Raw genomic sequence first — 24,018 nt, 5'->3', positions numbered from 1 at the left:
GGGTAAGTATGCCTAACAACAAATTGTTTTGCCAGCGTGTCGGACCGCGACTGGATAAATCTTCCCTTAATTATTCTTCAGGAGGACTTAATGGCCGGAGACTGGATAAAGATGCGTACATCACTGGTCACCAGCCCGAAGGTGAACGGAATTGCGCGAATACTGGAGCGTTCACCGGAGGTGGGAAAAATGTTCACACTTTCGCATAACACCACGTTATCAGACGTTGTAACGCGTAACGTAACCCGTAACGTTACGGTGTCGTTACTAGTAACGTTTTGGTCTGCGGCAAATGAACACTCGCGTAACGGTGTATTTGAAAATGCAGACCTGTCTGATATCGATGATATTGTCGGAGTACCCGGTTTTGGGGCTGCATTATCAACCGTAGGCTGGGCCATTTATGATGCGGAGAATAACTGCGTCATTCTTCCAAACTTCAATGAATACAATACGTCAGGTGATATGCGCTCAGCTACGGCCAAGACAAATGCGCAGCGCCAGAAGGAGTTTCGTGAACGGAAAAAACTCCAGGAAAGTAACGTAACGAGTAACGTTACTAATAACGTAACGCGTAACCACAGAGAAGAGAAGAGAAGAGAAGATCTAAACCCAGAGAGAGAACGCGCGGGCGGAAGTCATTCTGGGGATGATATTTCTGGAAATCACCCACCTCTGCCAGTTATCCCTCCCAAACCTCAGAACGAGGATTTTGGGCCCGGTCTGGATTTTGGCCCATTGGGTAAATTTCCGATCACTGACTCATGGACCCCGTCTCCAGACTTCGTGCGTCAGGCTGCGCTCTGGGGTAAGAACGTCGGCACTGAGCCGGGTTACACCGCTGAAGAACTTCATCAATTCCGTGATTACTGGATACCTGACGGCAAGGTTAAACACCAGTTGGCTTGGGAGCAGACCTTTGCCAACAGTCTGTTGCAATCGCGTGGTCACGGCCAAAGGACCGTCCATGTTGGACAGCGAGATCCCAATCGCATTTCTGAGCCAGATAAAACCATCCCAACCGGATTCAGGGGGTAACGGTGAAAAACATTGTTAATTCCGGCAGTGCTCTTGAGCGCCTGAAAAAACTCATACCGCCAGGCGTTCAGCCTAAGTTCACCAGCGCAGCAGAGCTTCTGGCGTGGCAACGGGAAGAAGGCCTGAAACATTGCGAAGAGCTGGGCAAGCGGAATCAGAAAGCGCGCACAGAGAAAATCTTCGGTCGATCTGGTATCCAGAGCCTGCATCGCAGCTGCACGTTCGCCAACTACGAAGTATCCAGCGAGCAACAGCGCAAGGCCTACACCATGGCGAAAAGCTACGCGCAGAACTTCGGGACCGGCTTTGCAAGTTTCGTGTTCAGCGGCGGTCCGGGCACTGGCAAAAACCATCTTGCTGCGGCTATCGGAAACCATCTCCTGGCTGCTGGCCATTCAGTTCTGGTTGTCACCATTCCGGATCTGATGCTCCGGGTTCGCGAGTGCTACGACGGCGGCCAGTCGGAAGCCTCTCTGTTGGATGACCTCTGCAAAGTTGAGTTGCTGGTGCTGGATGAGGTCGGTATTCAACGCGGCAGCAGTGGCGAAAAGGTCATTCTGAATCAGGTTATCGATCGCCGGTTGTCGTCGATGAAGCCTGTTGGCGTACTGACGAACCTGAATCATGCAGGGCTTCATGATGCACTGGGGCTTCGAATTATCGACCGCTTAACCATGGATAACGGCATCTGGGTGAACTTTGACTGGGCCAGTTACCGCAAGAACGTATCGCATCTGAGGGCAGTGAAATGAGCATGACTAGCAGAGAACAATTTGAAGCGTGGCTGCAACCTTACTGGAGCCGTTCGACTTTTACCGATGATGATGGTGAAGAGCAGTATCGGGATGAATTGGTTCAGGGCGCATGGATGGGATGGAAAGCAGCATCCAAAGCATCAGAGCAGCAACCATCTGAATCCCGTCGCGAGTTCACAGCAGCAAACGCGACTATTCACAATCTGGAGCTGAAGGTGGTGCAGGCGGTCGCGGAGAATGCGGGGCTGAAAGAACTCATCGAACAGCATGCTGGCTCTATCGCTGTATGCCCCAACTGCTCTCACGAAGAGCCAAGCGAAACTGACGATATCGTTGCGCTATATCGCTCACTGGAAACCCCGGCAACAGACGCGTACCTGGCTGACGCAGAAGCGCGTGGCGTAGATAAATTTGCAACTGAACTCGGTCATGTTTATCAGCAACTTCGACCGGGTAGCAATCACACTCACGCAATTAAATCAGCTGTATTTCGTGCTGTTGAGTTCGCCGCCCAGTTACGCCAAGGAGCCGAGCATGACTAACCAGCCAATGACAAATCGCGAACTAGTCGATGCGGCCATTGAGCTTGCCGGTGAATTTTACGCGATGCAGGGCTACTCGCACCGCCCAGGATTTAAGTACTGGGAATCACCGCACCCGCAAGAGCAGCTCGTTTTTAAAATGGCCTGCCACGCATTTGAAATTATTCGCGGCTCTGACGTTATGGACGCTATTGCTGACTTGGAGGACGAGGAATGAACGATATCACCGCACTGGCGCTGCTCGTCAGCAAAGCAAAAGCGTCCGCATTCACAATGGAATATATCTCTCAATTTGAGGCCAGCGATATTGATTCTGATGATGTCGATTTGCGATTCGAAGTCGATGGAGTAGAAACCGGCACAAACGTTTCTATCGTTGATGAGTGTGGACAGGCCGCGCGGATGATTCGGACTCTGGTAGAGGCGCTGGAAGCTGAGCAGCATAAAAGCGCTAAGCAAGGCCGCCATGCCTGCGAACTTTTCGACGAGGTGAAACAGCTGCAGGAACAACTGAGAACTGTCGAGTTATCGAATAGCGTGCTGGAGTCCCGCACAGTCACCGTGAAGCTTCCTGAGTTACACGTGGGGGTTGTTCAAAGTGGGCATGCGGTAATGGTGCCATACCCAGCAGGACACTGGTTTAACAAAACGGCGATTTTTGAAATGCTCGACGCCGCTGGCATCCAGGTTATCGAAGGAGAAGGATGATGATTGCAACAATCGGAACAATTCTGGTCTGGGCGTTAATCGGCATTGCGGGAATAGGCGTTGCTGTGTGCACCGTTGTCGGCTTCATGTTTCTCACTGGATATAAGCGCTAAGGAGCGTAAACAGAATGACTAAATCATCAGATGTGCATGACCTGTTAACTGCCTACCAGAAACAGGCGCGGAAAGTACCTGCAAAGGGTGTTTACGCCTCAAAACAGCGACGTGATGAAGTACAGGCGGCGCACACACGAAAGGTGTTGCGTCAGCGCAAGCGGTCGGTTGGGAAGTCCAATAAATTAGGGTGTCGTCGTCGGGCTGAAGTGCTGACGGCGATGATTTGCGAAATGAACTTTTGGGCGCTTGTGTGCCGCTCTAACCGTAAGCAGAAGCGTGCAGCATGAATATCAACTTAACAGACCCAGCTAACCATCCTGCAAACAAACCGCTTACCGCTGAGCGGCTTATCCGCCTCATCGCAGAGCTGAAACGCTCCCTCCAGTACCAGAACGGCGGCGACATGGCATACGTCATCGCTGATGCGATTAAAGGGCTGGAAGAGCTGCTGGTGAGTCGCAAAGGTGACGAGCCAACTGATGACGAACGAATTATGGAGATTGAGGGCATTACACCTCCAGCGCCCTGCACGATACCAACACAGTCATCTAATGATGTTAACGATGCCGCATGGAAGTTACACGACATGCTGACAGAGCATGGTCCACTTAATGGATACCAGTTCAATAATTTGAAGGTGTGCTTCTACGAGGCATTGAAGGTGGCCATGCGCAACTCTCCGGTAACTCCGGATGGTTGGCAGTTGGTTCCAAAAGAGCCAACGGAGGCTATGAATAAAGCAGGATGGGCAGCAATGAACGAACATGATGCCATTAACCCGACATACAGGGCTATGCTCGCAGCAGCACCGCAGCAGGACGTGAGGTTAGCATTGGAAATCGGCATGTCCCGTTACGCAGGTGCTATGCAAAAGCTCGTAGACTCTGGTGATTGATATAACCTGCCATACAAGCGATATGTGAATTCCCATATCGACAATATAACCCGCTACGGCGGGTTTTCTTTTTCGCTTCATCGATCCCTGCTACGATTCACTTACTTTTACTGATGGGAATAGGGATATGAAGAAAGTTCTTGTTGTTTTATTGGTGTCACTTTTTTCACTGACAGCAACGGCAGCAAACAAGCCATGCTCAGGTAAGAAAGGCGGAATATCGCATTGTTCGGGTGAAAAATTTGTTTGTAATGATGGCTCTATCAGCAAGTCCAAGAAGGTTTGCCAGAAATAGTTATCAATAAATAGCACTCACCATCAAGATTAAACCCGCTACGGCGGGTTTTTTCTTGCATTGATTTTCCATTATCACCTGTACATAATGTCAGTGTCAGCCTGAACAACTGACAGCCTTATGCGCCACGGAGAGTACCATGGCGCACGAACTACAACTCATTAAGCAATCATCAGGAATCCTGATCCCCGCTACGCCGGAGACCAGCGATATTCTGCAATCAAAAATCAAACTCGGCGCCGTGCTGGTAGCCGAATTTCGTCAGGTGAGGAATCCCGCATTCCATCGCCGTTTCTTTGCGCTCCTGAATCTCGGGTTTGAATACTGGGAACCTACTGGCGGGGCGATCTCCTCCAACGAACGCAAGCTGGTAACCGGGTACGCTAAATTCCTTGCCTCATTCGCGGGAAGCGAAGCAGCACTCCTGGATGCTGCCGAGCAATATCTGGACCGCATCGCCGATAAGCGCGCCGGTAGCATCAGCATCTGCAAATCCTATGATGCTTATCGCGCCTGGGTGATCGTCGAGTCTGGTCACTATGACGCTATTCAGCTTCCTGACGGAACACTTCGCAAACATCCCCGCAGTATTGCCTTCGCTAACATGGACGAAACCGAGTTCCAGCAACTGTACAAAGCCGCGCTCGATGTTCTGTGGCGCTGGGTATTGTCCCGGGCATTCAAGACTCAGCGAGAAGCGGAAAACGCCGCATCGCAGCTCATGAGCTTTGCGGGGTGATGGCGATGAAATATTCCTGGTTCCACCATCACGAATGCACCACCGAACAGGCCGACGAACTGGTGGACAACTACCGACGCCGTGGCGTGAAGGTCGAGCGTAGCCTGAACTGTGACAACATCACCTGGACTATCAGCGCGCAGTTGCCGGAAGGCGATAAAGCGCCGCGCCCGAGCCGTGTGTGGCAAAGCAAGGCGTGGGGGTGAGCATGGCAAAGCTACCGCGCCGCAAGTGCGCCAACAAAGAATGCCGCCAGTGGTTCCACCCGACGCGGGACACACAGACCGTATGCGGTTACGAGTGCGCCAGAGCCGTCGGCAAAGAACAAACCAGAAAATCCCGGGAGGATGCGCAGCGCAAGGAGATTACCCGCCAGCGCGCTGCTGAGAAAAAAGAGCGCCAACGTCGGCAGAGGGCGCGCGAGTCATTAAAGACTAAATCCCAGTGGGATAAAGAGGCCCAGTCCGCTTTCAATCGGTACATCAGGATTCGTGATGAGGGGAAAGACTGTGTCAGCTGCGGCAATCCGCTCATTGGCAAAAGCAACTATCTGACTGGTAGCGCCATCGACGCCAGTCATTACCGTTCCCGCGGTGCTGCATCACATCTCAAATTCAACGTGTTTAACGTTCATTCAGCCTGCACACGGTGCAACCGCCAATTAAGCGGAAATGCCGTCGAGTACCGCATTCGCCTGATTGAACGCATAGGACTGGAACGTGTCGAGCGCCTTGAATCCGACAACGAGCCTCGCCGGTTCGACATCCACTACCTGAAGAGAATGAAGTCAATTTTTTCCCGCAGAGCGAATGCTCTGAGTAAGCGTCGTCAAAAAGTCCAGGAGAGTGCTGCATGAAATGCAAAGTTGAAGGTTGTGATCGTGAATGCAAGCACTACCCGGGAAAGGGGATCTGCCAAATGCATTACTTCAGGATGATGCGCTACGGAACCTACGAACTTACAAAAGTTGGAAAGGGAAAGACCAGGCAGAGGAATGGTAAGGGTTACCAGATGCTCAAGATGCCAGATCATCCGTTGGTAATGGCAAATGGGTTCGTTTATGAGCATCGGAAGGTTATCTATGACCGACATGGCGAGGCGCTACCTCCGTGTGAGAAATGCGGAAAGACTGTCACATGGAAGACGGTGCATATCGATCACATCGATGAGGTTGTGGACAACAATGACGAGTCAAATCTGAGAGTTCTTTGTCGTGCATGCAATGTCATGCGTTCTCGAGTGCATATTCCTGAGCACACGAAACAAGGACGGTCATCCATCACCTTTGAGGGGATTACTAAGACGGCCTATGAATGGTCCCGCGACCCTCGAGTTATGGTTTCTGCACCAACAATCATTCGGCGCATAAAAAACGGCATGAGCGTGGAGGAAGCACTTTTTTCTCCGAAGATAACCCATAGACATACTCGAGCAAAAACCGTAATTCCCGCCTATGGGGAATACCAAGGGCCAAGGAAGAGCAGGGAGGCCGCATGACATTCGAATCCTATTTTGCCGATCACCTCCGCGTTCGCTGGCAGCGGATGCGTTTATACCGTTTCGCAGGTTCAATCCTGACGGACTACCGGATACTGAAAAATTACGTGAAAACCATAGGCGGTGCAGTATGAACACTCAATACCTCGAATACGTGCGCCAGCAGCTGATGGTGGCCACGGCAGATTTCAGTGGTGCAACGAAGGGGCAGTTAATGGCCTGGCTGGGGAATGCACAGTTCGACACTGGCACGTTTAAACGGAAAAAGCCGCGAGTGTGGGACGAGGAGAATGAAAAATGGGAGACACTGGATAACCCGCCTATTCCCGGTAAGCAGTCGCATGCCAAGGGATCGCATATCCCTCTGGTTCAGCCGGTAGAGTTCGCAACCGCTTCATGGCGCCGCGCGCTGCTGTCTCTCGAAGAACACCAGAAGGCCTGGTTGCTATGGAGCTACAGCGAAAACACCGATTGGGATCACCAGGTGGCAATAACGCAATGGGCCTGGGATGATTTCCGTGAGCATCTCGGCACGAAGAAAGTGGCGGGAAAGACTATGGAGCGGCTGAAGAGGTTGATATGGCTGGCGGCGCAGGACGTCAAAGCGGAGCTGGCGGGCAAGGATGTATATCAGCAGCAGGACCTAGCGGCTCTGTGTGGCGTTAAGCCTGATAACTGGTGCCATAACTACGCCGACTATTGGCGGGCTATGTGCGCCATCTTTAAACGGCTAGATGGTGATTCTCTTCTCAGCGCGGTGAGAACACGATCGCAACAAAAATCGGCTTTTTCACAGCAAGGTATTGCAAAAGTCAATTAAATAGGCCATATTTGAGTCTGCTTTGATATGCTGCCTTAACTTTAAATGGCGGCAAAACGATAAGAAACAAACATTCAAACCCTGCGGTTAATCCCGTGGGGTTTTTGCGTTTCTGGAGAATACCCATGAAATTTTCTGAATTACCTGAAAGTGCAAAATGTATCGCTCGTGAGGCGCTATCAAAGATTGCCGCTTCTATGAGTAGCGATAGGGGCATTTTGGAATATGAAAAAGTAGGCGAGGCAATTGCTGCTGCGTTTGTCAAAATGGAACGCCATGATAGCGCTCCAGACAAATGTGAAGATGGTACGGGCTGTTAAACTACCTTCAAGCCACGTATTGATCGGCCTGCGGATTTTGTAACGAGAACTCGAGAACTTTTTCTGACAGAGTCTGCAATCGCTTTAACTTCATCAGCGACCGCTGATTCATCTTTTGTAGAACTGGTATGAGTATATTCTGCGTCTGGAAGTTGGTAAGTTGTACCTGAGGTGGCCTCGATTTCCCGATAGTATTTTTTGGCTGCCATCTTTTTATGAAGGTTCTCATAATCATCCCAGTCGGCATTTTGCATTTCAACTCGTACTGTAAAACTGGCCATAGAATATTCCTTGTTCAAGATATGGTTACTTTTGGCGATTTAACAATATCAGATGGCTGAATGCGCTTGTACATGAGTAGTTCAGGTATATGACAAAGAGCACGCATAACGACATCACCTTCATATTGCCAGCCTTCGTGCTGGTTTTTTTCTTTTTCAGGCTCCGGGAACCTTCACTTCGTGTTGCCGTTATATAGAACTGAGAGCCTGACCCTTTTCCAACACACACAGCACCATCCGAAATATCCGGAGGTGAGGCTATGACTCGAATGAGCACAATTTACAGCAGACTTTCATATGGTTCAGGGACCGGGCTGGTCGGCTTTGGTGTCTCTGCAAAGGCGTATGCCGAAACAGCTAAAGAGGTATCGTGGATGCTGGCCGACAAAGTGGCAGGACTCGGTTTAAGTGACTGGGCAATTATTGTCGGTATCGCATGCACCGTTATTACCTGTGGAGTGAACTGGTATTACCGACGCAAAGAGCGGGAGGATAGGCTTAATGGCTATGTCACTAAAGCTGAGGAATAGCGTTATCGCGGCGGTGCCGCTTGGCGCTATCGCTATCGCTTCTGCGTTAATCACTGGGCCGACAGGGAATGACGGCCTAGAAGGTGTAAGACACGATCCCTATCAGGATGTTGTAGGCGTCTGGACTGTCTGTTATGGGCATACAGGACGCGACATCATGCTCGGGAAAACTTACACCGAGGCAGAGTGTCGTGCGTTACTCAATAAAGACCTTGCCACCGTAGCGCGGCAGATTAACCCTTACATTAAGGTTCCCATCCCTGAAACAACGCGTGGTGCGCTTTACTCGTTCGCATACAACGTCGGTGCTGGTAACTTCAAAACCTCCACGCTGCTGAGAACAATCAACCAGGGTGATATTAAAGGCGCATGCGAGCAGTTGCGGCGCTGGACCTATGCTGGTGGCAAAAAGTGGAAGGGATTAATAACCCGGCGTGAGATTGAGCGCGAAGTTTGCCTGTGGGGTGAGAAACCGCAAAAGCTTGATGATGGATTTGGACCGCTTAACCCTGGCATTCCTGCAACTGTACCCGGGGTGTTCTGATGAAACCCAGCAAAATTACGATTGTTGCGGTTCTGCTGGTGGTCGTCATAACCATCATTGCGGTGCTTTGCGTGCTACTGGAGCACAGCAAAACGGCGCTGGCCACATCTGAGAGTGACAACCGGATACTGCGCAGCGACAACGCATTACAGGCTACGGTAATAACCACGCAGGCATTTAACTTCAACCGGTTTAACCAGGTGGCGGAGAACGCCAGCCGGTTGAACTCGCTGATAGATGCCGGTGCCGAGAAAACAGTCATCGAATACCGGGAGATTCTCCGACGTGAAAAGACCTGTGATCTGCCTGTTCCTGCTGATGTCGCTGGTGGGCTGCTCAGCTACGCGAACCGTTTACGTGCCAGCGCAATGCACACCGATACCGGGAACGCTGACGCAGCCGGTGATAGCACCGCTGCCGCCAGCTCAATAACGTATTGCCAGGCTGTTCTCTGGATTAACCCGCTGCTGTCAGCCATTGAGAAGGCAAACAACCAGTTGGCAGGGATACGGGAAATCGAACACGACCGGAAATAGCATTACAGAAGCTCTTCGCTGAGGGGCTTCAATAATGGCGTTACAAATTTCATTAATATTTTTCCCACTGTTATTCTCTTATTTCAACTTCAAGTAAGGGGGTAAGCGTGAAGATAGACCAAGAGTACCTAAAGGGATTGCTTGAGGCTTTTGAGGCATCAAACACACCTGATACGAATATCATTGAGCTAAATAAGCTTGGTTATAATTGTGAAACTGATGAGTTTGTATTCCACATGAGGTTGCTTGAAGATCGGCAATTGATGACCAGAAGCGACGGGCATGGAGGTTTTGGCGCGGTGGAATCTCTTGATGGGACCATTCATTGGGCTGTGATGCCTCTTCGACTTACGGCTATCGGACATGACTTTTTGGACGCGCTGAGGAACCAAGAAGTTTGGTCGACATTAAAGACGGGATTCAAAGATGCCAGCATGGGCACATTGATGACGGTCTCTAAGGAGTTGTTCAATAGAGCGCTAGCAAAACAGTTGGATAAAATCTTCGACTAATCGACCATTGTGGGTTTTATTGTCATCGCAAAGGCCACCTCAGGGTGGCTTTTTTAATGGCTATAACCATAGGAATATGACCATGGCAAAACCGGACTGGGAGGCTATCGAGACGGCTTACCGGGCCGGAGTGATGTCTCTACGTGAAATTGCATCGCAACACGGAATAAGCGAGGGCGCCATCCGTAAGCGCGCCAAGCGTGATGACTGGTCGCGTGACCTTAATGCGAAGGTGAAAGAACGCGCAGATGATCTGGTACGCAAAGCAGAGGTACGCAAGCAGGTACGCAGCGAAACGGTACTCTCCGAGCGCGTACTGATAGAGGCAACAGCTGAGGCCATAGCCACGGTACGCATGGAGCACCGCGGCGATATCCGCCGGGCGCGAACGCTAGCAAATGCGTTGTTTGATGAGTTGGAAGCCGAGTGCGCAGATGTAGACGCTCTGCGTAAGTTGGGCGCGTTAATGCTGGATCCTGATGAGAATGGGCGTGACCGTCTAAACGAGCTTTATCAGTCAATCATTAGCTTGCCTGAGCGAGTAAAATCGATGAAGGCGCTCAGCGAAACACTGAAGAATCTGATTGGCTTGGAACGACAGGCTTACAGCATGGATGAAGGCGAAAAAGACAAGGTTGTAGACGCACTGTCTGACCTGATGGATTCGCTCTCTCAGGGGGCGTAATGAAACCTGAGCACCTCAAACTGCTGGCTGATAAAGACTGGCGGTTGAACAATCTGTATTGGATCACCGACAAAGAGGGTAAGCCCACGCGCTTCAGGATGACGCCTGAACAGCGGGAATACTTCGAGGGGATCCACACCCGCAACATCATCCTGAAAGCTCGCCAGCTCGGTTTCACCACTGAGGTGTGCATCATCCAGCTCGACGCGGCCCTGTTTGAGTCGGCTAAGTGCGCGCTGATTGCTCACACGCTGAATGACGCAAAGCGCCTGTTCCGTGAAAAGGTGAAGTACGCATACGACAAGCTGCCAGCAGAGATAAAGGCGGCCAACCCGGCGAGCAATGACTCGTCTGGTGAGCTGGTCTTTAAGAAGGGCGGCTCGCTATACGTCAGTACGTCGTTTCGTGGTGGTACGCTGCGCTACCTTCACGTTTCCGAGTTTGGAAAGATATGCGCCAAGTATCCGGACAAAGCCCGTGAGATCGTCACTGGTGCGTTTGAGGCGGTATCGACGGGATGCTTCGCTACTATCGAGAGCACGGCAGAGGGACGGGCGGGTTACTTCTTTGATTACTGCCAGACGGCAGAGAAAGCGTTGCTACAGGGCAAACCCTTATCCGCGCTGGACTGGAAGTTTTTCTTCTTCTCCTGGTGGAAGAACCCACAGTACGCAATCGACCCGGTCGAACCTCTGCCGGTGCGCCTGCTGGAATACTTCGCAGAGATGGAAGCGAAGCACGGCGTAGTCGTCAATGAGCGCCAGAAAGCCTGGTACTACGCCAAAGAGAAAACTCTCGGCGATGACATGAAGCGCGAATACCCGACCATTCCGGCCGAGGCGTTCCAGCAGTCGGTCGAGGGCGCGTACTACGCCAAACAATTCCGCTGGCTCTATACCAACAAGCGGATCGGGCAAATCCCGGACAACTCGCACCTCCCGGTTCATACGTTCTGGGATATAGGTGTGGGCGACTCCACGGCCATCTGGTTCGTTCGTGAGGTCGGTGAAGAGTTCCATGTCATCGACTATTACGAAAACTCAGGTGAGGGCCTGCGGCACTACATGAAGGTGCTGAAAGACCGTGGCTACACCTACGGCGAACACTGGGGCCCGCACGATATCGAGAACCGCGAGTTTGCTGCTGATGCGAAGTCCCGCAAAGAGCTGGCGCGAGAGGGTTACGAAATCGACGGCCAGGTGTATTCGCTAAATTTCAAAGTCGTGCCAAAGACCGGCATTGATACCGGCATTGAGTCTGCGCGTGAAATCCTCCTGTGTTGCGTATTTGACGGCGAAAAATGCTCGGAAGGTATCTCTCACCTTGAGGGTTATCGCAAAGAGTGGGACGACAAGCGCGGCTGCTGGAAAGATAAACCTCTTCATGACGCCACATCGCACGGTGCTGACGGCTTCCGTTACTTCGCTGTGACGAAAAACAACCGCAAGCAGGTCGGCGCAGTATTCTTCTAAGGAGCATCGCCAGTGAGCGAACAAGATAACGGCCTTCAACTGGCTGTAAATAACCTCGCCACTGAGATGAGGCGAGCGAATTACCTGAATGCCATCGGGATTGGTGGCGGGAACACGAAGCGACCAACGCTTTACCAGGAGTTTGGCTACCCGCGCACGATTACCTTCTATGACTTCCACAACATGTACCGCCGCAACGCCGCAGGCTTCGCTGTAGTGCATCGCCTGCTGGATGGTTGCTGGCAGGATTACCCAATTATCGTTGATGGCGATGAGACGCAGGAGTCAGAACAGACCAACGACTGGGAAAAGAAAATCACCAAATTCATGAAGAAGTGGTGGGCTAAGGTGAAGGATGCAGACCGTCGCAACATGGTCGGGCGCTACTCCGCGCTGCTGCTGCAGGTGAAGGATAATCTGGCCTGGAGCGAGCCGGTCGACGTCAAACTGGTGAAATCGCTCGGCGAGTCTGCTCTGGTGAAGTTGATCCCAGTATGGGAGCCACAGTTAACCGTGGCTGAGTGGGATAACGACCGTCAGTCTGAAACGTTCGGCCAACCGAAGATGTTCAACTTCAACGAGCAACCCGTTGGTGATGAGCAATTCGTTGGCCCGATGCGCGGCGAACCGGTACACCCGAGCCGTGTAATTCTATTCTGTGAAGGTTCGGAGGACGATAACGTCTTATCCGGCATCCCGCTGCTTGAGGCTGGCTATAACAAAGGGCTGGATCTTGAAAAAGTCTCCGGTGGCGGCGCAGAAGGATTCCTGAAGAACGCCAGTCGCCAGATTGCGGTTGAGTTCAGCAAAGAAACAGACATGGCTACGCTTGCCGACCAGGCAAAGAAAGCGGGTTATGCAGACCTCGGCGAAGCGATGGGCGATAAGGTCAACAAGCTTAACCGTGGAACTGACGCGGCCGCGGTCATGCAGGCAGGGCAAATGCACGTTCTCAGTGTAACGCCTGGCGACCCCGGGCCGACATGGGAGGTCACTGCAAACGAACTAGCCGCCTCCGTGCAAATTCCGTTCACTATCCTGTTTGGTCAGCAGACCGGGCGACTGGCGAGTAATGAGGATAAGACGGACTGGGCTATTCGCCGTAACACTCGGCGTAATGGATTCCTGACAGACCGCATTACTGCGTTGCTTGAGCGCTTTTGGACCTTGGGCATCATCGACCCACCGACAAAGGGTGAAGTCACCATTTCATGGACAGACCTTCTGGCACCGGGTGAAAAAGAGAAAATCGAGAACGCTTCGAAACTGGCCGATATTGTGCAGAAAACGTCAGGCTACTATGGTGGCGAGCCGCCATTTACTGCCAATGAGTTGCGCGAGGTTGTGGGGCTTGACCCTCTGCCTGAGCCAAAAGAACCGCCTAACCCAGACGATAAGGTGACAACCGATGATCCACTGGCTGATGACACCCGAACAGGTGGCAAAGGTGGGCCTGCCGATAATTCCACGCAGTAAGGTTGACCCGACTCGCTCGGCGAAGCAGGTTTCCGCGATGTTTCGGGATATCGAAGACCGGTATCTCAGTATCAAGCGCGCGCTGAAAGCTCTGTTCGACCAGCTCCTGACTGGACGGGAGCGTGAGGTAAACAGCCACGACGGGCATTTCCTCTGCCACGTTAATGGTGATGAGCCCACGCTCTACCAGGTGAACGCCGGCAAGTACATTTACGATATGTCGTCGCAGGAACTGGCGCAGTTGCTTGAGGCAGTGCAAAACATCCTCGATGAGTACTTACTTGAAGGCGGCGAGCAGAGCCAGTGGGCAATGGATTACGTCATTGACGAGTTCCAGCGCGGTACTCTTGAGGCGTTTAACAACCTCTCACAGCAGTCGCAGGTGTACGCCAGCCAAACTACGCTACAGCAGCTCTTAAACAGCCCCGGTCATCTTAATCAGATTGCAGCGGCACGGCTGACTACGTTCAGCGACTGGAAAGCTATTAGCGATGCTGCACGCGGTGACCTGACCAACATCATCACCGATGCAGTGGCGCGCGGAGTTAACCCTGGCGAAACGGCCAGCGTAATCAGCAAACGTCTCGATGTGTCGATGTCAAAGGCAAAGACCATCGCTCAAACCGAGCAGGTCGGTGCGCTGCGGCAGGCACAATGGAACGAAACCGACTGGGCCGCTGACCGGTTAGGCCTTAATACCGGCCTGTTGTGGCTGTCAGCGCTCAAGCCAACGACTCGCTGGTGGCATGGAGGTCGTCACGGCAAGGTATACACCACCGAAGAAGTACGTGACTTTTACGCTGAGAACGGTAACCGATATAACTGCTATTGCAGCCAGATTCCCGTGCTGCTCAACGACGACGGCAGCATCTTTAACGATGGGCTGGCGGATAAGTTGGCAAAAGAGCGTAAGGCTTGGAATAAAGTAGAAAAATAATGATATAAATACCTATCAAAATAAGATGATAGGTAAATTATGAGCTCTATTACACCAACGGAAGTTGGTTCTTTCATTATTTCTCTTGTAGGCCCCATTTTCATTGGAGTGGCAGCGGCTGGCTTCACGGCTTATTTTGCATTACGCCGATTTTATAGGGAAAAATGGTGGGAAAAGAAGCATACAGCCTATGGGCAGTTAATTGATATCCTTATAGAAATGAAACTGATTTACGCTTCAGCTGTCATTCATTTTGAACGCATATATCAGGCTGAGAGAAGGTTGGAGGATGTTCCTGATTACTACTTTGAGTGGGGTAGGTTTAACGAACTTAAAAAGGAATTAAGAAGATCTTTCATCCTGGCTCCAATTTCCTTAAGTGCTAATACAAAAGAGCTTTTAGATGACTTTTTCTCCTTAGATGCTAGTGCAAATGAATCTATCTATGAGGAAGGTTATCCGGAGCAAGCGGCATACGGAGACATGGTGAAAGATGTTGAGGACATAATCAGTCTGATAGTTGAAGATGCAAAAAAAGAATTGAACTTTAATTAAAAGAAACTAATAGACCCGCTCCGGCGGGTTTTTTATTGCCTGAAATCCACCAACGAGGACCCAGCATGAAGCGCAACCGCGTTAACGTGCTGACCGTCGTCAACTCCGCTTCAAACATCACCACTGAAACCATCGACGGCAAGCCACATATCGTGGTTCGCGGCATCACGCCTGTCGTGGACGATATCGTGATGAACCGGAAGTTGTACCCGGCAGCAGAAATCGAAAAGGCCTACAACACGCTCGAGCGTAACCCGATGCCGCTGGGCCACCCGAAAGTGGACGGCAAGCATGTGTCGGCGCGTGACGTCCGGGCGGTAAACGAGTACCACGTCGGGGCATGGCTGCAGAACGTCAGCCACAAAGACGGGAAGGTGACGGGCGATATGTACGTTAATCGCCAGTACGCCGAATCCAGCGAGAAGGGCAAGCGCCTGATTAACCGCCTGGATGAAATGCTCGCTGGCACCAACGCCGACCCGATCCACATCTCAACCGGCCTGCTGTATTCCGGCATCGCTGCTAACGGCGAGTCGAAGGGCAAGAAGTACAACGAAATTGCTACCAACATGATGTTTGACCATGTGGCGGTGCTGCTCGATGAACCCGGTGCAGGGACGCCAGAGGAAGGCGTGGGCATCTTCGTTAATGCCGAAGGCGATGAAGTCGAAATCGAGGTCGTTAACCTCGCTGACTTTGACATGCCTGACCCGCAAGACCCTTCGTTCAAATCATTCTTCAACCAGCTAAAGGCGTTTTTCTGCGCCAACAGCGATTCAACTCAAAAGGAAACAGATCCGATGAAAGAACTCATCGTTAATGCGCTGAAGGCCAAAGGCAAACAGGTGGACGGTAAGACCGATGACGAGCTGATGGATGCATACAACCAGATGCTGGCGGAAAACGCCGAAAGTAAGGAAGAAACGCCTGAAGAGAAGGCGGATCGCGAAAAAACTGAGAAAGCAGAGCGTGAGCGCGCCAACAACCAGGCAGAAGCCCCGGCATGGTTTAAGCCATTTGCTGACGATCTCGCCGCGGTTAAATCTGGTCTGACCGTTAATGCCGATAAAGAGAAGTCAGAGCAACGCGCCGCTGTGAAAGCTAAGTTCGGCATGACCGATGTCGCGGTGAACGCGCTGGACGGCGAACCGCTGAAAGAGCTGTTTGCTCAGTGCCAGACCTCAACCGGCCTGAATGGTGCATTCCGCCAGGCTACCAATAATCAATCAGTCAGCGAAATGCCGGAGTAAAAAATGGCTAAAGATGGAAAACACGTAATTCACGCCGGCGGCGTATTCCCCGATCCGCTGTTAAACCGCGAAGGTGCGGCAGCGGCAGCAACCAAACCTGGCATCATTGGCTTCTTCTCTGCCGGGAAATTCACGGCATCTGTAGCTGGTGACGAAGAGGCGATCCTTTATGTCGCCGACTTCGATTATCTGCGCTGTCAGACGGTTGATGACGCAATCCCGGCTAATGAACTGGTGGTGGGCATTCATCCGATGCAGGGCATGTTCCTGAATGTACGCGCCGCTGCCGGTACGTACAAGAAAGGCCAGCCGTTATCTATCGACAATGGCCAGGTTAAAGCTTACGCCAGTGGCGAATCCATCCGCGCATTTGTCGAAGAAGACACGGCGTACACCGTTGCCGCAGGCGATCTGCTGCGCGTTGTTATCAAGTAAGGAGCAACTGAATGCTTGTATTTTCCCGTTCTATCGGTGAACGCACCGGTAACCTCGAAGTCAACCAGGCGCAGTTCCGCGAACTGGAGATGGCGCGCAATATGAGCGCGCAGGCCGTCGCTGATTTCATTGCGCGTGCTCGCTTTGGCGAAAATGGTCAACTGGATGCAGTGAACGCGGTGGACGACATCCGCCGCATGTACCGTACGTATGACCAGACCGTTCTGGCCCAGTTTGAGCCGAACACAGAGTTCACGCTGTTCAACGACCTGATGCCTCTGTCTCGCTCAGTACGACTGGAAGAGTCGGTGTACGAATACGCACGTACCGGCGGTCGCGGCTGGGCTCACACTTCAATGTCAGGCCAGATTGGCGCGGCTCTGGATGCTCGCGCGTACAGCTTCGATGGCACAATGGTGCCGGTGCATGACTCCGGCTTTAAGTTCCACTGGCGCGATCCGATCTTCAACAAAGGTTCTGCTCTGGCATCGCTGTCCGATGCTCAGCGCGGCTCGGTTGACGACGTTCGTCGCAAAATTGTGGACTACATGTTCAACGGCTTCCGTGACTCTGAGGGTAACTTCGTTACCTTCGACGGCAAGACGTGGAAAGGTCTGAAGAACGATGATCGCGTTGGACTGGTTGATCTCGGTGTTTCTGGTCTGAACATCAACTTCGCAACCAGTACCGACCCGGATGCTATCCGCAAAGGTGCTATCGCACTGCGTGATGCCCTGAAGCTTCAGAACCATCAGTACGGCCAGCAAACCTGGTACGTATCCAGTGAAATCATGTCGAACTGGGAGCAGTACTTCGATACCCAGAACAAGACCCGGACCGTGCTGGATGAAAACCTGAAACTGTCTGGTATTGCCGCCGTGAAAGAGGACGCTGAGCTGACTGGCAACCAGGTACTGATTGTGCCGCTGGCGGCCGGCGTTATTGCCCCTGTTGTTGGCCAGGCGGTTGGCACAGTTGCAGATCCCCGCCAGTTCTACAACAGCGACTATATCTGGCGCACATGGGGTGCTGCTGGCTTGATGGTTAAACAGGATATCAATCTGAAACATGGTGTGCTCTTCGCGAGCAGCTAAGGAGGTTTGAATGGCACTGGTAAAGGTAATTGGCAATAACCTGTTCACTGGCACCAACCTCCGCAAGTTGGAGGTTGGTTCAAAAGTGGAGGTTGACCGTAGCACCGCTCACCGCTGGGCGAAGGCCGGGTTGGTGGAAATCATCACTGATGAAGAGCGGGTGCTTGAAGTTGCCACGCCGGGCGATGATGCTGCGGAGCAGCCGGAGCAGCCGGAGCAGCCGGAGCAGCCGGAGCAGCCGGAGCAGCCGGAGCAGCCGGAGCCGGTAGAGGACAACTCCAGCAAGAAAAAGGGTAAATAACCATGGCCGACCCAATCACGGCGGTTGACGTGCAGGCGTTCCTCGGTGAGCTGGGTTATTCCATCCCCGTTGCACTGCTGGAGCCGATTCTCTGCATGGTGAACAAAATCATTCCGTGCCTCAATGGGGCCGGGTATGACGACTGCACCGCTAAGCTGATTCTGATGTATGCCGCTGCGCTGATGGCTACGTCATCTGGTGCTCGCCGTATCAAATCGCAGGGCGCGCCGTCTGGTGCGTCCCGCTCGTTTGAGTATGGCGACGATAGCATCACCTGGCTGCGCGACTCACTGGCGAAACTCGATACTAGCGGCTGTACTGGTGAGCTGCCCATCAGTGCCGGTAACAGCGTTGGCCTGTTCATGGTTGTTGGAGGCTGAGGATGGTGTGGAAATCGGTTAAGCATGGCCTGCCACGCTCATTCACCCGTGTTTGGGTGTTAACGGACACCGGGCGGGAGACGACCGGCTATGTTAAATCGGACGGCGAGTGGTTCATCAACTGCCCGCGAATCCGGGCGACAGGCGCGATTGTACTGCGATGGAGGGAATAGGACATGTCTTCGGTTGCTAACTGGTCTTATACCGCCACAGCGACAATCTGGCGCAAGCTGGTTGGTGCTAAAGACGAATACGGCGATCCGATTAATGGCTACGCCGCGCCGGAAGTCATCATGTGTGACTACGAAGGTGGGCTGTCAAAGCGCATCGGCAGCTTGGGCGCTGAAATCGTTGTGAAGAACACCGTCTGGACCGAGTTTGCGCTGGCAACGGCAGGTGATTACCTGCTGATTGGCGAGTCCACTGAGTCTGATCCGATTGTGGCCGGCGCTGATGAGGTTAGGCAGGTTATACAGTATGCCGATACGTTCGAGCGCCTGGCTGATGATTTCGCAATTTTGACGGGATTAGGATATGGGCGCTAAAGTTCGCGGTATCCGCGAGGCTAAGGCCAATCTGAACCGAATTATTCAGGATGTTCGAGGCCGTAAGGTGGTTAGGGCTCTGCAGTCGGCATTGATTATTGGCAGCTCCCAAGCTGCGCGATACACCCCCATAGATACGTCTATGCTGCTCAATAGTCAGTATCGTGAAATCAACGCCAGCGGTACGCGAGTAACCGGACGAGTTGGATATTCGGCAAACTACGCTGTTTATGTTCATGACCCTATCATTCCTCAGACATTCCGACGTTCGACAGCGCAGAAAGAATTCCTGACGAAAGGCTTTGAGGACACCCGAAGCCAGATTGATGCAGTGGTACGTAAGGAGCTTTCGCTATGACACCCATGATGCATGAACGGGTGCGTAAAATGTTCGGTGACGCTGGGCTAACGGTCGGTTTCACAGTGCAGCAACTGATGTACGACGACCCTGACGACCTGACGAAAGCAGTAATGGTGTTCAGGCCGAACGGCGGATCCAATATCCGATTCGACCTTGGCTCTGAGTATTACGTGCTCGTCGACGTCGTGGGCGCGAAGGATAAGCGCAAGGATGCGCTCAGTGCCGTGCAGCGCATTGTCGACTATGTCCAGGCCAACCCCATGACTGACGAGTGCGTCGGTTACATCCAGAACATGGGCGCAATCCCCGCGCCGGTGCTCACCGAAGAAGGGCGAATAGTCTTCCGACTTCAGTTCGCCTGCACATATGGAGAGTGATATAATTCCAATGCGCGGCTAGACCGGCCAGTCGAAAGCGGAGAACACAGACTCTGTTGCCGCGCACCTTCATCTGTGGAGCCTACTGTGAGGTTTATTGTGGAAATAGCTAAAGACAAAGAGTTACCTGTCGAGTATTTAAGGGAATGCTTTCAATACGATCCTGAAACTGGCGAACTAACCTGGAAAAAGAGGCCGTTAAGTCACTTCGAGCACTCAACCAAAGCTGATGGCGGGTTTAATAAAAGGTTCGCTGGCAAGATCGCTGGGTCTGTCATGGCGCGAGGTTATGTTTGGGTGACGTTAAATAAGCGTCCTCATTTTGCGCATCGTATAGCATGGGCCATTCACTATGGCGAATATCCAAATGATGTCATTGACCATGTAAATGGCATACGCACTGACAATAAAATTTCCAATCTTGTGCTATCGACGCCGAGCGCCAATTCCAGAAATCAAAAGAAGAGAGTCACGAATACATCTGGGCATATGGGAGTTTGTCGCCGAAGCGATAACGGAAAATACAGAAGCTTTATCCAGGAAGGTGGGAAGAGAGTCTGGCTTGGTTGTTTCGATACTATAGAAGAAGCAATTGCAGTTAGAAAGAAAGCTGAAAAACGCTTCGGATATCATGAAAATCATGGTCGATAAGACCAAATATCGTTAACCAAGGTCGCCATCTGGCGGCCTTTTTTTATGGCTAAAAGAGGTCAAAGATGGCTAATTGCAGTAACTCAAATGAACGGCTATTTGGCGCGGCCGTAGTGCTCGAAGTGGCTGATGGCTGCCCGGACGTCAAACCACTCGAAGCTGAGTGGATGGCACTGGCTGCTGGCACATCAAAGGGGTTTGATTTTAACCCGAACTCCGTAACTTCAGATGCTGATGATGGCGCTGGGTACGTTGAAACAATCATCACAAATAGTGACTTTACGATCAGCTTCGAAGGTGAGGTTCGCAAGAAAGACAAACTCGACCAGTATGGTATCGGTAAGTTCATTACCTACTTCGCTGCAGAATTAAAAGCGAAACGTCAGCCCGGGATGTGGGTAAGGATGGATTATGGCCCAGTTGAATTTGTTGGCTATATGAATATCACCGCACTCAGTTCGGATGGCGGTAGTAATGATATCGTGACGTTCTCTACCGAGTTCAAAGTCGGTGATGCCACCACTATCGAAGTGAATGAAACCGATGCGCCAGTTGTTACGCCGCTCGCGTTCTCCAGAGATCTGCCTGCAACTAAAACCGCTGGTGAAGATAACGATGCTGTTTGGGATGTGGAAGTTACTGGCGGGCGCTTGCCATATTCCTATAAGTGGTATTACGGCAGTGTGCTGATTGATCCGGCGGTGAACCCAACAGCGGCCACGGCGACGCTGGTTAATCGCGCGGTGACCTCAGCTTCCGCTGGTAGCTACCACTGCGAGGTTACTGATAAGACCGGCGCGAAAATTACGTCCGTTACATCGGTGCTTACTGTTTCAGTTTAGCGGCTATTCCAAAGGGTAGTCACGGCTGCCCTTGATAATATCCATTGCATGGAAGACCACATGACCCCACTGAAAGAAATTGGCGAATGCTTGATTGTTGATCGCGAAGCCGATTATTTCTTCCGACCATCTTTTGAAGCCATGGCTCGTATTGGTACGCCGCAGGAGATAGTTAACGCGTTTTACCATCTGCACAACGATAGTGTAACTCCCATGGTTAAAAGAGCTATCGAGGCATATGGATACATTCCATCCTGGTTAAGTGATCACATGTCCGGCATTCAATTCGCAAAATCAGCATTCGTAGCTGCTCATACAGTTCTCACAGCATGTTGTGATGAGGATGTCTCTCCACTCATTGGCTGGCTGGAACTCGGTAAATCCGGGCGGTGGGGATTTGTCTGGCATAAAGGCTCAATGCCGGCTTCGATCATGTTACTTGTTGCGCAGAGTTTAATTACTCACGGCGTTGTCGGCAAGGCCAAAGTCCGACAGCTACAGCGACATGAAACCGGAGGACGGACGACAGAATTTAAGGCCTTCGACTACATCAGCGCGGCACGTAGCCATTTCGGCCTCAACCGGTCCGAGGCGTCGCAGCTGACGATGACTGAGTTTCAGATGCTGTTGGCGGCGAAGTACCCAGACCAGAAAGGGTTCACGAGAGATGAATACGATGCAGTGGCTGACGATTACCTGAAGAAACAGGCTGCGCGTAGGGCTAGGGCGCGGTAAACGTTCTGGTGGAAAGAGGCGCAACAATCTGATTAAAAAGTAAGCGTATAATCGAAGGGGGCGCATCATACAGCAATCGACTCAAAAGTGCATAACCTAACACCGGTATTTTTTTGCAAAAAGTGCTATTTAAACGCATTGGAATGCATCGGAACAGAATGGAACAGATTGCATCTTTGTTCGTAAAGTTGCCAACTTTGCAATCACCTCAGGGGTAATTTCGGTGAAGTTGACGACATCGTCAAATGAGTGCTCTTGGATCGTCGTCGAACGTGTGCCTATCTTGCCCCTTAGACCCATTGCTCAAATATGAACAATGGTATTAAATTGCCCTTAATGGTCTTGAGTTGCTTTCAGTGACCATTGATTCTTTGGATGTTGATTACATCCTGTAATTTGAGAAAGCACTGCCAACTGTGCATGAGGGTGAAGTTATGGGTCACGCATTAAAAAAGGCAGATCGTTTGTACATTCCGCCTCGTGACAAGTCCACGGTGGCGAAACCTCGTGCAGCGATCAGCGAATCATGTTCTCACAACGATCAGGTCAAAAATGCCTTTGAGTTTGGGTTCTCACGCTACGAAAAAGCTATGGAAGAACTCTCTAAGGTTTGAGTGAGCACTGATGACAGAGCACGTTGAAGGGGTTAACTATCTTTCCCTTGAAGATATCGTTTTCATCAACAAAGCATTGATAGAAACGCAGACCCCAAACGAACCTGTTGCTGTCTTGAATCAAAACAATCTCAGCTCATCGCAGTCTCGACCAAGCACTATAAGATATTATGAGCAGACAGACGATATGTTTCGCCTGTCTGCTGTTCTAATCGAGAGCCTCATCCAAAACCACCCTTTTGCGAATGCAAACAAACGAACCGCTATGATGGCTGGTTACGTGTTCCTATTGCTAAATGGATACGAACTCACGGCGCCAAGTGATGAGGTTGTTACCATTGCTGAGGGGCTTGCTCGCAAAGTGTATTCGGTTGAGGACTTAGAAGACTGGCTTTACCATTGGTCACGTGAATATGACTCGCGCTCTCTGTGTATGTCGAGGGCAGAGCCGGTCCTGACGATGATGGCGGCCTCTCAACTTATTCGTATCATACCAAGTGACTAACCCGCCATTCGGTGGTTTTTTGCTATCTACAGCACAGCCATCTATCCCTATCTTAACCACAGGTTTTGTCGTTTCTCGATCCCTGCTACTCTTTTGGCACATTTATCAAAGGGGATAGGGATATGAAGAGGTTTGCTGCGTGCCTTTTTGCTGCATTACTAATTTCTGGATGTGAGCAAGATACAGCTACGAAGAAAGTTGAAAGCTTTATAAAAAACAAAGATATTTCCTTACTTTCAAAAAGCAAGACATCGCAATGTTCAGCTGATTTTGTTAAGAACTTCCATTATTTTGATGAAAATACACTGCCAACAACAAATAAATACTATGAGCTTAGTAAATATCTATACGGCAAAGTTAAATTTGAGCCGGTTAGTGAGGTAAAAAGTGGTGATGCCACAGAAGTAATGGTGAAGGTTCTCATGCCAAAGGCTATTGAAGATGCCAACTCTTTTATCTTTGCCAATGGATATGGTGGAACTACGAAAGATACTGAGGCGCTGGATAACCTGCTTGCGTTATATAACAGCGGAAAACTAAAGGATATGGAATACACCACTTTTGACATGAAATGGCGAGTGCTACCAGATGGGATAGACCCAAATTATTCAACTGAACAGATAAAAGCCTGTTCAAAAAAATAACATCCAGACCCTGCTCCGGCGGGGTTTTTTA

At 51.3% G+C, this 24,018-nt stretch carries 38 protein-coding genes and 1 pseudogene; 38 read left to right on the top strand and 1 reads right to left on the bottom strand.

What is annotated here, in order from left to right; genetic code table 11:
• Positions 1-90: 90 nt before the first annotated feature.
• The 15 genes and pseudogenes from LZ634_RS04110 (at position 91) to LZ634_RS04040 (ending at position 7,725) form a co-directional block, all read left to right on the top strand.
• Positions 91-1,038, top strand: coding sequence for a DnaT-like ssDNA-binding domain-containing protein (locus tag LZ634_RS04110; RefSeq protein ID WP_234502517.1), 948 nt, complete (start codon positions 91-93; stop codon positions 1,036-1,038).
• 2 nt (positions 1,039-1,040) lie between these two features.
• Positions 1,041-1,790, top strand: a complete 750-nt coding sequence (locus tag LZ634_RS04105; RefSeq protein ID WP_234502515.1) for an ATP-binding protein — start codon at positions 1,041-1,043, stop codon at positions 1,788-1,790.
• Positions 1,787-2,335, top strand: a complete 549-nt coding sequence (locus LZ634_RS04100; protein WP_234502513.1) for a hypothetical protein — start codon at positions 1,787-1,789, stop codon at positions 2,333-2,335. The genes LZ634_RS04105 and LZ634_RS04100 overlap by 4 nt, the downstream gene beginning before the upstream one ends.
• Positions 2,328-2,552: a hypothetical protein gene (locus LZ634_RS04095; protein ID WP_234502511.1), complete on the top strand. Its 225-nt coding sequence runs from the start codon at positions 2,328-2,330 to the stop codon at positions 2,550-2,552. The genes LZ634_RS04100 and LZ634_RS04095 overlap by 8 nt, the downstream gene beginning before the upstream one ends.
• Positions 2,549-3,043, top strand: a complete 495-nt coding sequence (locus LZ634_RS04090) for an ead/Ea22-like family protein (RefSeq protein WP_112205439.1) — start codon at positions 2,549-2,551, stop codon at positions 3,041-3,043. The genes LZ634_RS04095 and LZ634_RS04090 overlap by 4 nt, the downstream gene beginning before the upstream one ends.
• A 127-nt stretch (positions 3,044-3,170) precedes the next feature.
• Positions 3,171-3,446 carry a hypothetical protein gene (locus tag LZ634_RS04085; RefSeq protein WP_112205441.1) on the top strand — a complete coding sequence of 92 codons (276 nt, stop codon included), beginning with the start codon at positions 3,171-3,173 and terminating at the stop codon, positions 3,444-3,446.
• Positions 3,447-3,691: 245 nt separating this feature from the next.
• A pseudogene (locus tag LZ634_RS04080) lies at positions 3,692-4,054 on the top strand (hypothetical protein); the annotation flags it as partial.
• Between the two features lie 127 nt (positions 4,055-4,181).
• Positions 4,182-4,349, top strand: a complete 168-nt coding sequence (locus LZ634_RS04075; protein ID WP_071524449.1) for a hypothetical protein — start codon at positions 4,182-4,184, stop codon at positions 4,347-4,349.
• A 139-nt stretch (positions 4,350-4,488) separates the two neighbouring features.
• Complete coding sequence (locus LZ634_RS04070; RefSeq protein ID WP_064545070.1) at positions 4,489-5,088, top strand: DUF1367 family protein; 600 nt, start codon at positions 4,489-4,491, stop codon at positions 5,086-5,088.
• On the top strand, positions 5,088-5,294 hold the full coding sequence (locus LZ634_RS04065; RefSeq protein ID WP_234502510.1) for a hypothetical protein: 207 nt from the start codon (positions 5,088-5,090) through the stop codon (positions 5,292-5,294). The genes LZ634_RS04070 and LZ634_RS04065 overlap by 1 nt, the downstream gene beginning before the upstream one ends.
• Positions 5,295-5,296: 2 nt before the next feature.
• The gene (locus LZ634_RS04060) at positions 5,297-5,944 is read left to right on the top strand and encodes a recombination protein NinG (RefSeq protein WP_234502509.1); all 648 of its coding nucleotides are present in this window, start codon (positions 5,297-5,299) and stop codon (positions 5,942-5,944) included.
• Positions 5,941-6,585 carry an HNH endonuclease signature motif containing protein gene (locus LZ634_RS04055; RefSeq protein WP_234502507.1) on the top strand — a complete coding sequence of 215 codons (645 nt, stop codon included), beginning with the start codon at positions 5,941-5,943 and terminating at the stop codon, positions 6,583-6,585. Before LZ634_RS04060 ends, LZ634_RS04055 begins: the two co-directional genes overlap by 4 nt.
• Positions 6,582-6,719, top strand: coding sequence for a YlcG family protein (locus LZ634_RS04050; protein ID WP_234502504.1), 138 nt, complete (start codon positions 6,582-6,584; stop codon positions 6,717-6,719). The genes LZ634_RS04055 and LZ634_RS04050 overlap by 4 nt, the downstream gene beginning before the upstream one ends.
• Positions 6,716-7,405 carry a bacteriophage antitermination protein Q gene (locus tag LZ634_RS04045; RefSeq protein WP_234502502.1) on the top strand — a complete coding sequence of 230 codons (690 nt, stop codon included), beginning with the start codon at positions 6,716-6,718 and terminating at the stop codon, positions 7,403-7,405. The genes LZ634_RS04050 and LZ634_RS04045 overlap by 4 nt, the downstream gene beginning before the upstream one ends.
• A gap of 125 nt (positions 7,406-7,530) precedes the next feature.
• Positions 7,531-7,725, top strand: coding sequence for a hypothetical protein (locus LZ634_RS04040; protein WP_234502500.1), 195 nt, complete (start codon positions 7,531-7,533; stop codon positions 7,723-7,725).
• Here LZ634_RS04040 and LZ634_RS04035 read toward each other — a convergent pair.
• The gene (locus tag LZ634_RS04035) at positions 7,722-8,006 is read right to left on the bottom strand and encodes a DUF2622 domain-containing protein (protein WP_234502498.1); all 285 of its coding nucleotides are present in this window, start codon (positions 8,004-8,006) and stop codon (positions 7,722-7,724) included. The two genes, LZ634_RS04040 and LZ634_RS04035, sit on opposite strands and share 4 nt — an antisense overlap.
• Positions 8,007-8,266: 260 nt before the next feature.
• Between LZ634_RS04035 and LZ634_RS04030 the strand changes: the two genes are divergently transcribed.
• The 23 genes from LZ634_RS04030 to LZ634_RS03920 all read left to right on the top strand — a co-directional run bounded on the left by LZ634_RS04030 (position 8,267) and on the right by LZ634_RS03920 (position 23,987).
• A complete protein-coding gene (locus LZ634_RS04030) occupies positions 8,267-8,536 on the top strand; it encodes a phage holin (protein ID WP_112203254.1) in 270 nt (89 codons plus the stop codon).
• A complete protein-coding gene (locus LZ634_RS04025) occupies positions 8,508-9,080 on the top strand; it encodes a lysozyme (protein ID WP_320673444.1) in 573 nt (190 codons plus the stop codon). Before LZ634_RS04030 ends, LZ634_RS04025 begins: the two co-directional genes overlap by 29 nt.
• Positions 9,080-9,616: a hypothetical protein gene (locus tag LZ634_RS04020; protein WP_234502496.1), complete on the top strand. Its 537-nt coding sequence runs from the start codon at positions 9,080-9,082 to the stop codon at positions 9,614-9,616. Before LZ634_RS04025 ends, LZ634_RS04020 begins: the two co-directional genes overlap by 1 nt.
• A gap of 107 nt (positions 9,617-9,723) precedes the next feature.
• Entirely contained in the window at positions 9,724-10,128 is a 405-nt protein-coding gene (locus LZ634_RS04015) for a DUF2513 domain-containing protein (RefSeq protein WP_234502492.1), read from the top strand.
• Between the two features lie 82 nt (positions 10,129-10,210).
• Positions 10,211-10,813 carry a hypothetical protein gene (locus tag LZ634_RS04010; protein WP_234502490.1) on the top strand — a complete coding sequence of 201 codons (603 nt, stop codon included), beginning with the start codon at positions 10,211-10,213 and terminating at the stop codon, positions 10,811-10,813.
• Positions 10,813-12,285, top strand: a complete 1,473-nt coding sequence (locus LZ634_RS04005; RefSeq protein WP_234502488.1) for a terminase — start codon at positions 10,813-10,815, stop codon at positions 12,283-12,285. Before LZ634_RS04010 ends, LZ634_RS04005 begins: the two co-directional genes overlap by 1 nt.
• A gap of 12 nt (positions 12,286-12,297) precedes the next feature.
• Positions 12,298-13,761: a DUF1073 domain-containing protein gene (locus tag LZ634_RS04000; RefSeq protein ID WP_234502486.1), complete on the top strand. Its 1,464-nt coding sequence runs from the start codon at positions 12,298-12,300 to the stop codon at positions 13,759-13,761.
• Entirely contained in the window at positions 13,694-14,698 is a 1,005-nt protein-coding gene (locus LZ634_RS03995; RefSeq protein WP_234502484.1) for a phage minor head protein, read from the top strand. Before LZ634_RS04000 ends, LZ634_RS03995 begins: the two co-directional genes overlap by 68 nt.
• A 39-nt stretch (positions 14,699-14,737) precedes the next feature.
• A complete protein-coding gene (locus LZ634_RS03990; RefSeq protein ID WP_234502482.1) occupies positions 14,738-15,253 on the top strand; it encodes a hypothetical protein in 516 nt (171 codons plus the stop codon).
• A 65-nt stretch (positions 15,254-15,318) separates the two neighbouring features.
• On the top strand, positions 15,319-16,503 hold the full coding sequence (locus LZ634_RS03985; RefSeq protein WP_234502480.1) for a DUF2213 domain-containing protein: 1,185 nt from the start codon (positions 15,319-15,321) through the stop codon (positions 16,501-16,503).
• Between the two features lie 3 nt (positions 16,504-16,506).
• Positions 16,507-16,938 (top strand): hypothetical protein, encoded by a 432-nt coding sequence (locus LZ634_RS03980; RefSeq protein ID WP_234502477.1) that lies wholly within the window; start codon positions 16,507-16,509, stop codon positions 16,936-16,938.
• Positions 16,939-16,949: 11 nt separating this feature from the next.
• On the top strand, positions 16,950-18,032 hold the full coding sequence (locus tag LZ634_RS03975; RefSeq protein WP_234502475.1) for a major capsid protein: 1,083 nt from the start codon (positions 16,950-16,952) through the stop codon (positions 18,030-18,032).
• Positions 18,033-18,042: 10 nt separating this feature from the next.
• Positions 18,043-18,333 (top strand): hypothetical protein, encoded by a 291-nt coding sequence (locus LZ634_RS03970; protein ID WP_234502473.1) that lies wholly within the window; start codon positions 18,043-18,045, stop codon positions 18,331-18,333.
• Between the two features lie 2 nt (positions 18,334-18,335).
• A complete protein-coding gene (locus tag LZ634_RS03965; protein ID WP_234502471.1) occupies positions 18,336-18,713 on the top strand; it encodes a hypothetical protein in 378 nt (125 codons plus the stop codon).
• 176 nt (positions 18,714-18,889) lie between these two features.
• Positions 18,890-19,258, top strand: coding sequence for a hypothetical protein (locus LZ634_RS03960; RefSeq protein ID WP_234502469.1), 369 nt, complete (start codon positions 18,890-18,892; stop codon positions 19,256-19,258).
• On the top strand, positions 19,248-19,616 hold the full coding sequence (locus LZ634_RS03955; protein WP_234502466.1) for an HK97 gp10 family phage protein: 369 nt from the start codon (positions 19,248-19,250) through the stop codon (positions 19,614-19,616). The genes LZ634_RS03960 and LZ634_RS03955 overlap by 11 nt, the downstream gene beginning before the upstream one ends.
• The gene (locus LZ634_RS03950; RefSeq protein WP_234502464.1) at positions 19,613-19,996 is read left to right on the top strand and encodes a hypothetical protein; all 384 of its coding nucleotides are present in this window, start codon (positions 19,613-19,615) and stop codon (positions 19,994-19,996) included. The genes LZ634_RS03955 and LZ634_RS03950 overlap by 4 nt, the downstream gene beginning before the upstream one ends.
• Before the next feature lie 87 nt (positions 19,997-20,083).
• Positions 20,084-20,647, top strand: coding sequence for an HNH endonuclease (locus tag LZ634_RS03945; protein ID WP_234502462.1), 564 nt, complete (start codon positions 20,084-20,086; stop codon positions 20,645-20,647).
• Between the two features lie 65 nt (positions 20,648-20,712).
• Positions 20,713-21,489: a hypothetical protein gene (locus tag LZ634_RS03940; RefSeq protein WP_234502461.1), complete on the top strand. Its 777-nt coding sequence runs from the start codon at positions 20,713-20,715 to the stop codon at positions 21,487-21,489.
• 60 nt (positions 21,490-21,549) lie between these two features.
• Positions 21,550-22,224 (top strand): DUF6246 family protein, encoded by a 675-nt coding sequence (locus LZ634_RS03935; protein WP_234502458.1) that lies wholly within the window; start codon positions 21,550-21,552, stop codon positions 22,222-22,224.
• Positions 22,225-22,658: 434 nt separating this feature from the next.
• Positions 22,659-22,838 (top strand): hypothetical protein, encoded by a 180-nt coding sequence (locus LZ634_RS03930; RefSeq protein WP_234502456.1) that lies wholly within the window; start codon positions 22,659-22,661, stop codon positions 22,836-22,838.
• 10 nt (positions 22,839-22,848) lie between these two features.
• Positions 22,849-23,343 carry a type II toxin-antitoxin system death-on-curing family toxin gene (locus LZ634_RS03925; RefSeq protein WP_234502455.1) on the top strand — a complete coding sequence of 165 codons (495 nt, stop codon included), beginning with the start codon at positions 22,849-22,851 and terminating at the stop codon, positions 23,341-23,343.
• Between the two features lie 122 nt (positions 23,344-23,465).
• The gene (locus tag LZ634_RS03920; protein ID WP_234502452.1) at positions 23,466-23,987 is read left to right on the top strand and encodes a hypothetical protein; all 522 of its coding nucleotides are present in this window, start codon (positions 23,466-23,468) and stop codon (positions 23,985-23,987) included.
• Positions 23,988-24,018 lie beyond the last annotated feature (31 nt).

It is taken from the genome of Kluyvera intermedia (assembly GCF_021440345.1).
Taxonomy (GTDB): domain Bacteria; phylum Pseudomonadota; class Gammaproteobacteria; order Enterobacterales; family Enterobacteriaceae; genus Kluyvera; species Kluyvera intermedia_A.
This window is presented reverse-complemented; position numbering and strand designations above follow the sequence as displayed.

Excerpts from the sequence above, each read along its gene's own strand:
- LZ634_RS04110 (WP_234502517.1), top strand. The coding sequence starts at position 91 with ATGGCCGGAGACTGGATAAAGATGCGTACATCACTGGTCACCAGCCCG.
- LZ634_RS04100 (WP_234502513.1), top strand. The coding sequence starts at position 1,787 with ATGAGCATGACTAGCAGAGAACAATTTGAAGCGTGGCTGCAACCTTAC.
- LZ634_RS04095 (WP_234502511.1), top strand. The coding sequence starts at position 2,328 with ATGACTAACCAGCCAATGACAAATCGCGAACTAGTCGATGCGGCCATT.
- LZ634_RS04090 (WP_112205439.1), top strand. The coding sequence starts at position 2,549 with ATGAACGATATCACCGCACTGGCGCTGCTCGTCAGCAAAGCAAAAGCG.
- LZ634_RS04085 (WP_112205441.1), top strand. The coding sequence starts at position 3,171 with ATGACTAAATCATCAGATGTGCATGACCTGTTAACTGCCTACCAGAAA.
- LZ634_RS04075 (WP_071524449.1), top strand. The coding sequence starts at position 4,182 with ATGAAGAAAGTTCTTGTTGTTTTATTGGTGTCACTTTTTTCACTGACA.
- LZ634_RS04070 (WP_064545070.1), top strand. The coding sequence starts at position 4,489 with ATGGCGCACGAACTACAACTCATTAAGCAATCATCAGGAATCCTGATC.
- LZ634_RS04065 (WP_234502510.1), top strand. The coding sequence starts at position 5,088 with ATGGCGATGAAATATTCCTGGTTCCACCATCACGAATGCACCACCGAA.
- LZ634_RS04060 (WP_234502509.1), top strand. The coding sequence starts at position 5,297 with ATGGCAAAGCTACCGCGCCGCAAGTGCGCCAACAAAGAATGCCGCCAG.
- LZ634_RS04055 (WP_234502507.1), top strand. The coding sequence starts at position 5,941 with ATGAAATGCAAAGTTGAAGGTTGTGATCGTGAATGCAAGCACTACCCG.
- LZ634_RS04050 (WP_234502504.1), top strand. The coding sequence starts at position 6,582 with ATGACATTCGAATCCTATTTTGCCGATCACCTCCGCGTTCGCTGGCAG.
- LZ634_RS04045 (WP_234502502.1), top strand. The coding sequence starts at position 6,716 with ATGAACACTCAATACCTCGAATACGTGCGCCAGCAGCTGATGGTGGCC.
- LZ634_RS04040 (WP_234502500.1), top strand. The coding sequence starts at position 7,531 with ATGAAATTTTCTGAATTACCTGAAAGTGCAAAATGTATCGCTCGTGAG.
- LZ634_RS04035 (WP_234502498.1), bottom strand. The coding sequence starts at position 8,006 with ATGGCCAGTTTTACAGTACGAGTTGAAATGCAAAATGCCGACTGGGAT.
- LZ634_RS04030 (WP_112203254.1), top strand. The coding sequence starts at position 8,267 with ATGACTCGAATGAGCACAATTTACAGCAGACTTTCATATGGTTCAGGG.
- LZ634_RS04025 (WP_320673444.1), top strand. The coding sequence starts at position 8,508 with ATGGCTATGTCACTAAAGCTGAGGAATAGCGTTATCGCGGCGGTGCCG.
- LZ634_RS04020 (WP_234502496.1), top strand. The coding sequence starts at position 9,080 with ATGAAACCCAGCAAAATTACGATTGTTGCGGTTCTGCTGGTGGTCGTC.
- LZ634_RS04010 (WP_234502490.1), top strand. The coding sequence starts at position 10,211 with ATGGCAAAACCGGACTGGGAGGCTATCGAGACGGCTTACCGGGCCGGA.
- LZ634_RS04005 (WP_234502488.1), top strand. The coding sequence starts at position 10,813 with ATGAAACCTGAGCACCTCAAACTGCTGGCTGATAAAGACTGGCGGTTG.
- LZ634_RS03995 (WP_234502484.1), top strand. The coding sequence starts at position 13,694 with ATGATCCACTGGCTGATGACACCCGAACAGGTGGCAAAGGTGGGCCTG.
- LZ634_RS03990 (WP_234502482.1), top strand. The coding sequence starts at position 14,738 with ATGAGCTCTATTACACCAACGGAAGTTGGTTCTTTCATTATTTCTCTT.
- LZ634_RS03985 (WP_234502480.1), top strand. The coding sequence starts at position 15,319 with ATGAAGCGCAACCGCGTTAACGTGCTGACCGTCGTCAACTCCGCTTCA.
- LZ634_RS03980 (WP_234502477.1), top strand. The coding sequence starts at position 16,507 with ATGGCTAAAGATGGAAAACACGTAATTCACGCCGGCGGCGTATTCCCC.
- LZ634_RS03975 (WP_234502475.1), top strand. The coding sequence starts at position 16,950 with ATGCTTGTATTTTCCCGTTCTATCGGTGAACGCACCGGTAACCTCGAA.
- LZ634_RS03970 (WP_234502473.1), top strand. The coding sequence starts at position 18,043 with ATGGCACTGGTAAAGGTAATTGGCAATAACCTGTTCACTGGCACCAAC.
- LZ634_RS03965 (WP_234502471.1), top strand. The coding sequence starts at position 18,336 with ATGGCCGACCCAATCACGGCGGTTGACGTGCAGGCGTTCCTCGGTGAG.
- LZ634_RS03960 (WP_234502469.1), top strand. The coding sequence starts at position 18,890 with ATGTCTTCGGTTGCTAACTGGTCTTATACCGCCACAGCGACAATCTGG.
- LZ634_RS03955 (WP_234502466.1), top strand. The coding sequence starts at position 19,248 with ATGGGCGCTAAAGTTCGCGGTATCCGCGAGGCTAAGGCCAATCTGAAC.
- LZ634_RS03950 (WP_234502464.1), top strand. The coding sequence starts at position 19,613 with ATGACACCCATGATGCATGAACGGGTGCGTAAAATGTTCGGTGACGCT.
- LZ634_RS03940 (WP_234502461.1), top strand. The coding sequence starts at position 20,713 with ATGGCTAATTGCAGTAACTCAAATGAACGGCTATTTGGCGCGGCCGTA.
- LZ634_RS03935 (WP_234502458.1), top strand. The coding sequence starts at position 21,550 with ATGACCCCACTGAAAGAAATTGGCGAATGCTTGATTGTTGATCGCGAA.
- LZ634_RS03930 (WP_234502456.1), top strand. The coding sequence starts at position 22,659 with ATGGGTCACGCATTAAAAAAGGCAGATCGTTTGTACATTCCGCCTCGT.
- LZ634_RS03925 (WP_234502455.1), top strand. The coding sequence starts at position 22,849 with ATGACAGAGCACGTTGAAGGGGTTAACTATCTTTCCCTTGAAGATATC.
- LZ634_RS03920 (WP_234502452.1), top strand. The coding sequence starts at position 23,466 with ATGAAGAGGTTTGCTGCGTGCCTTTTTGCTGCATTACTAATTTCTGGA.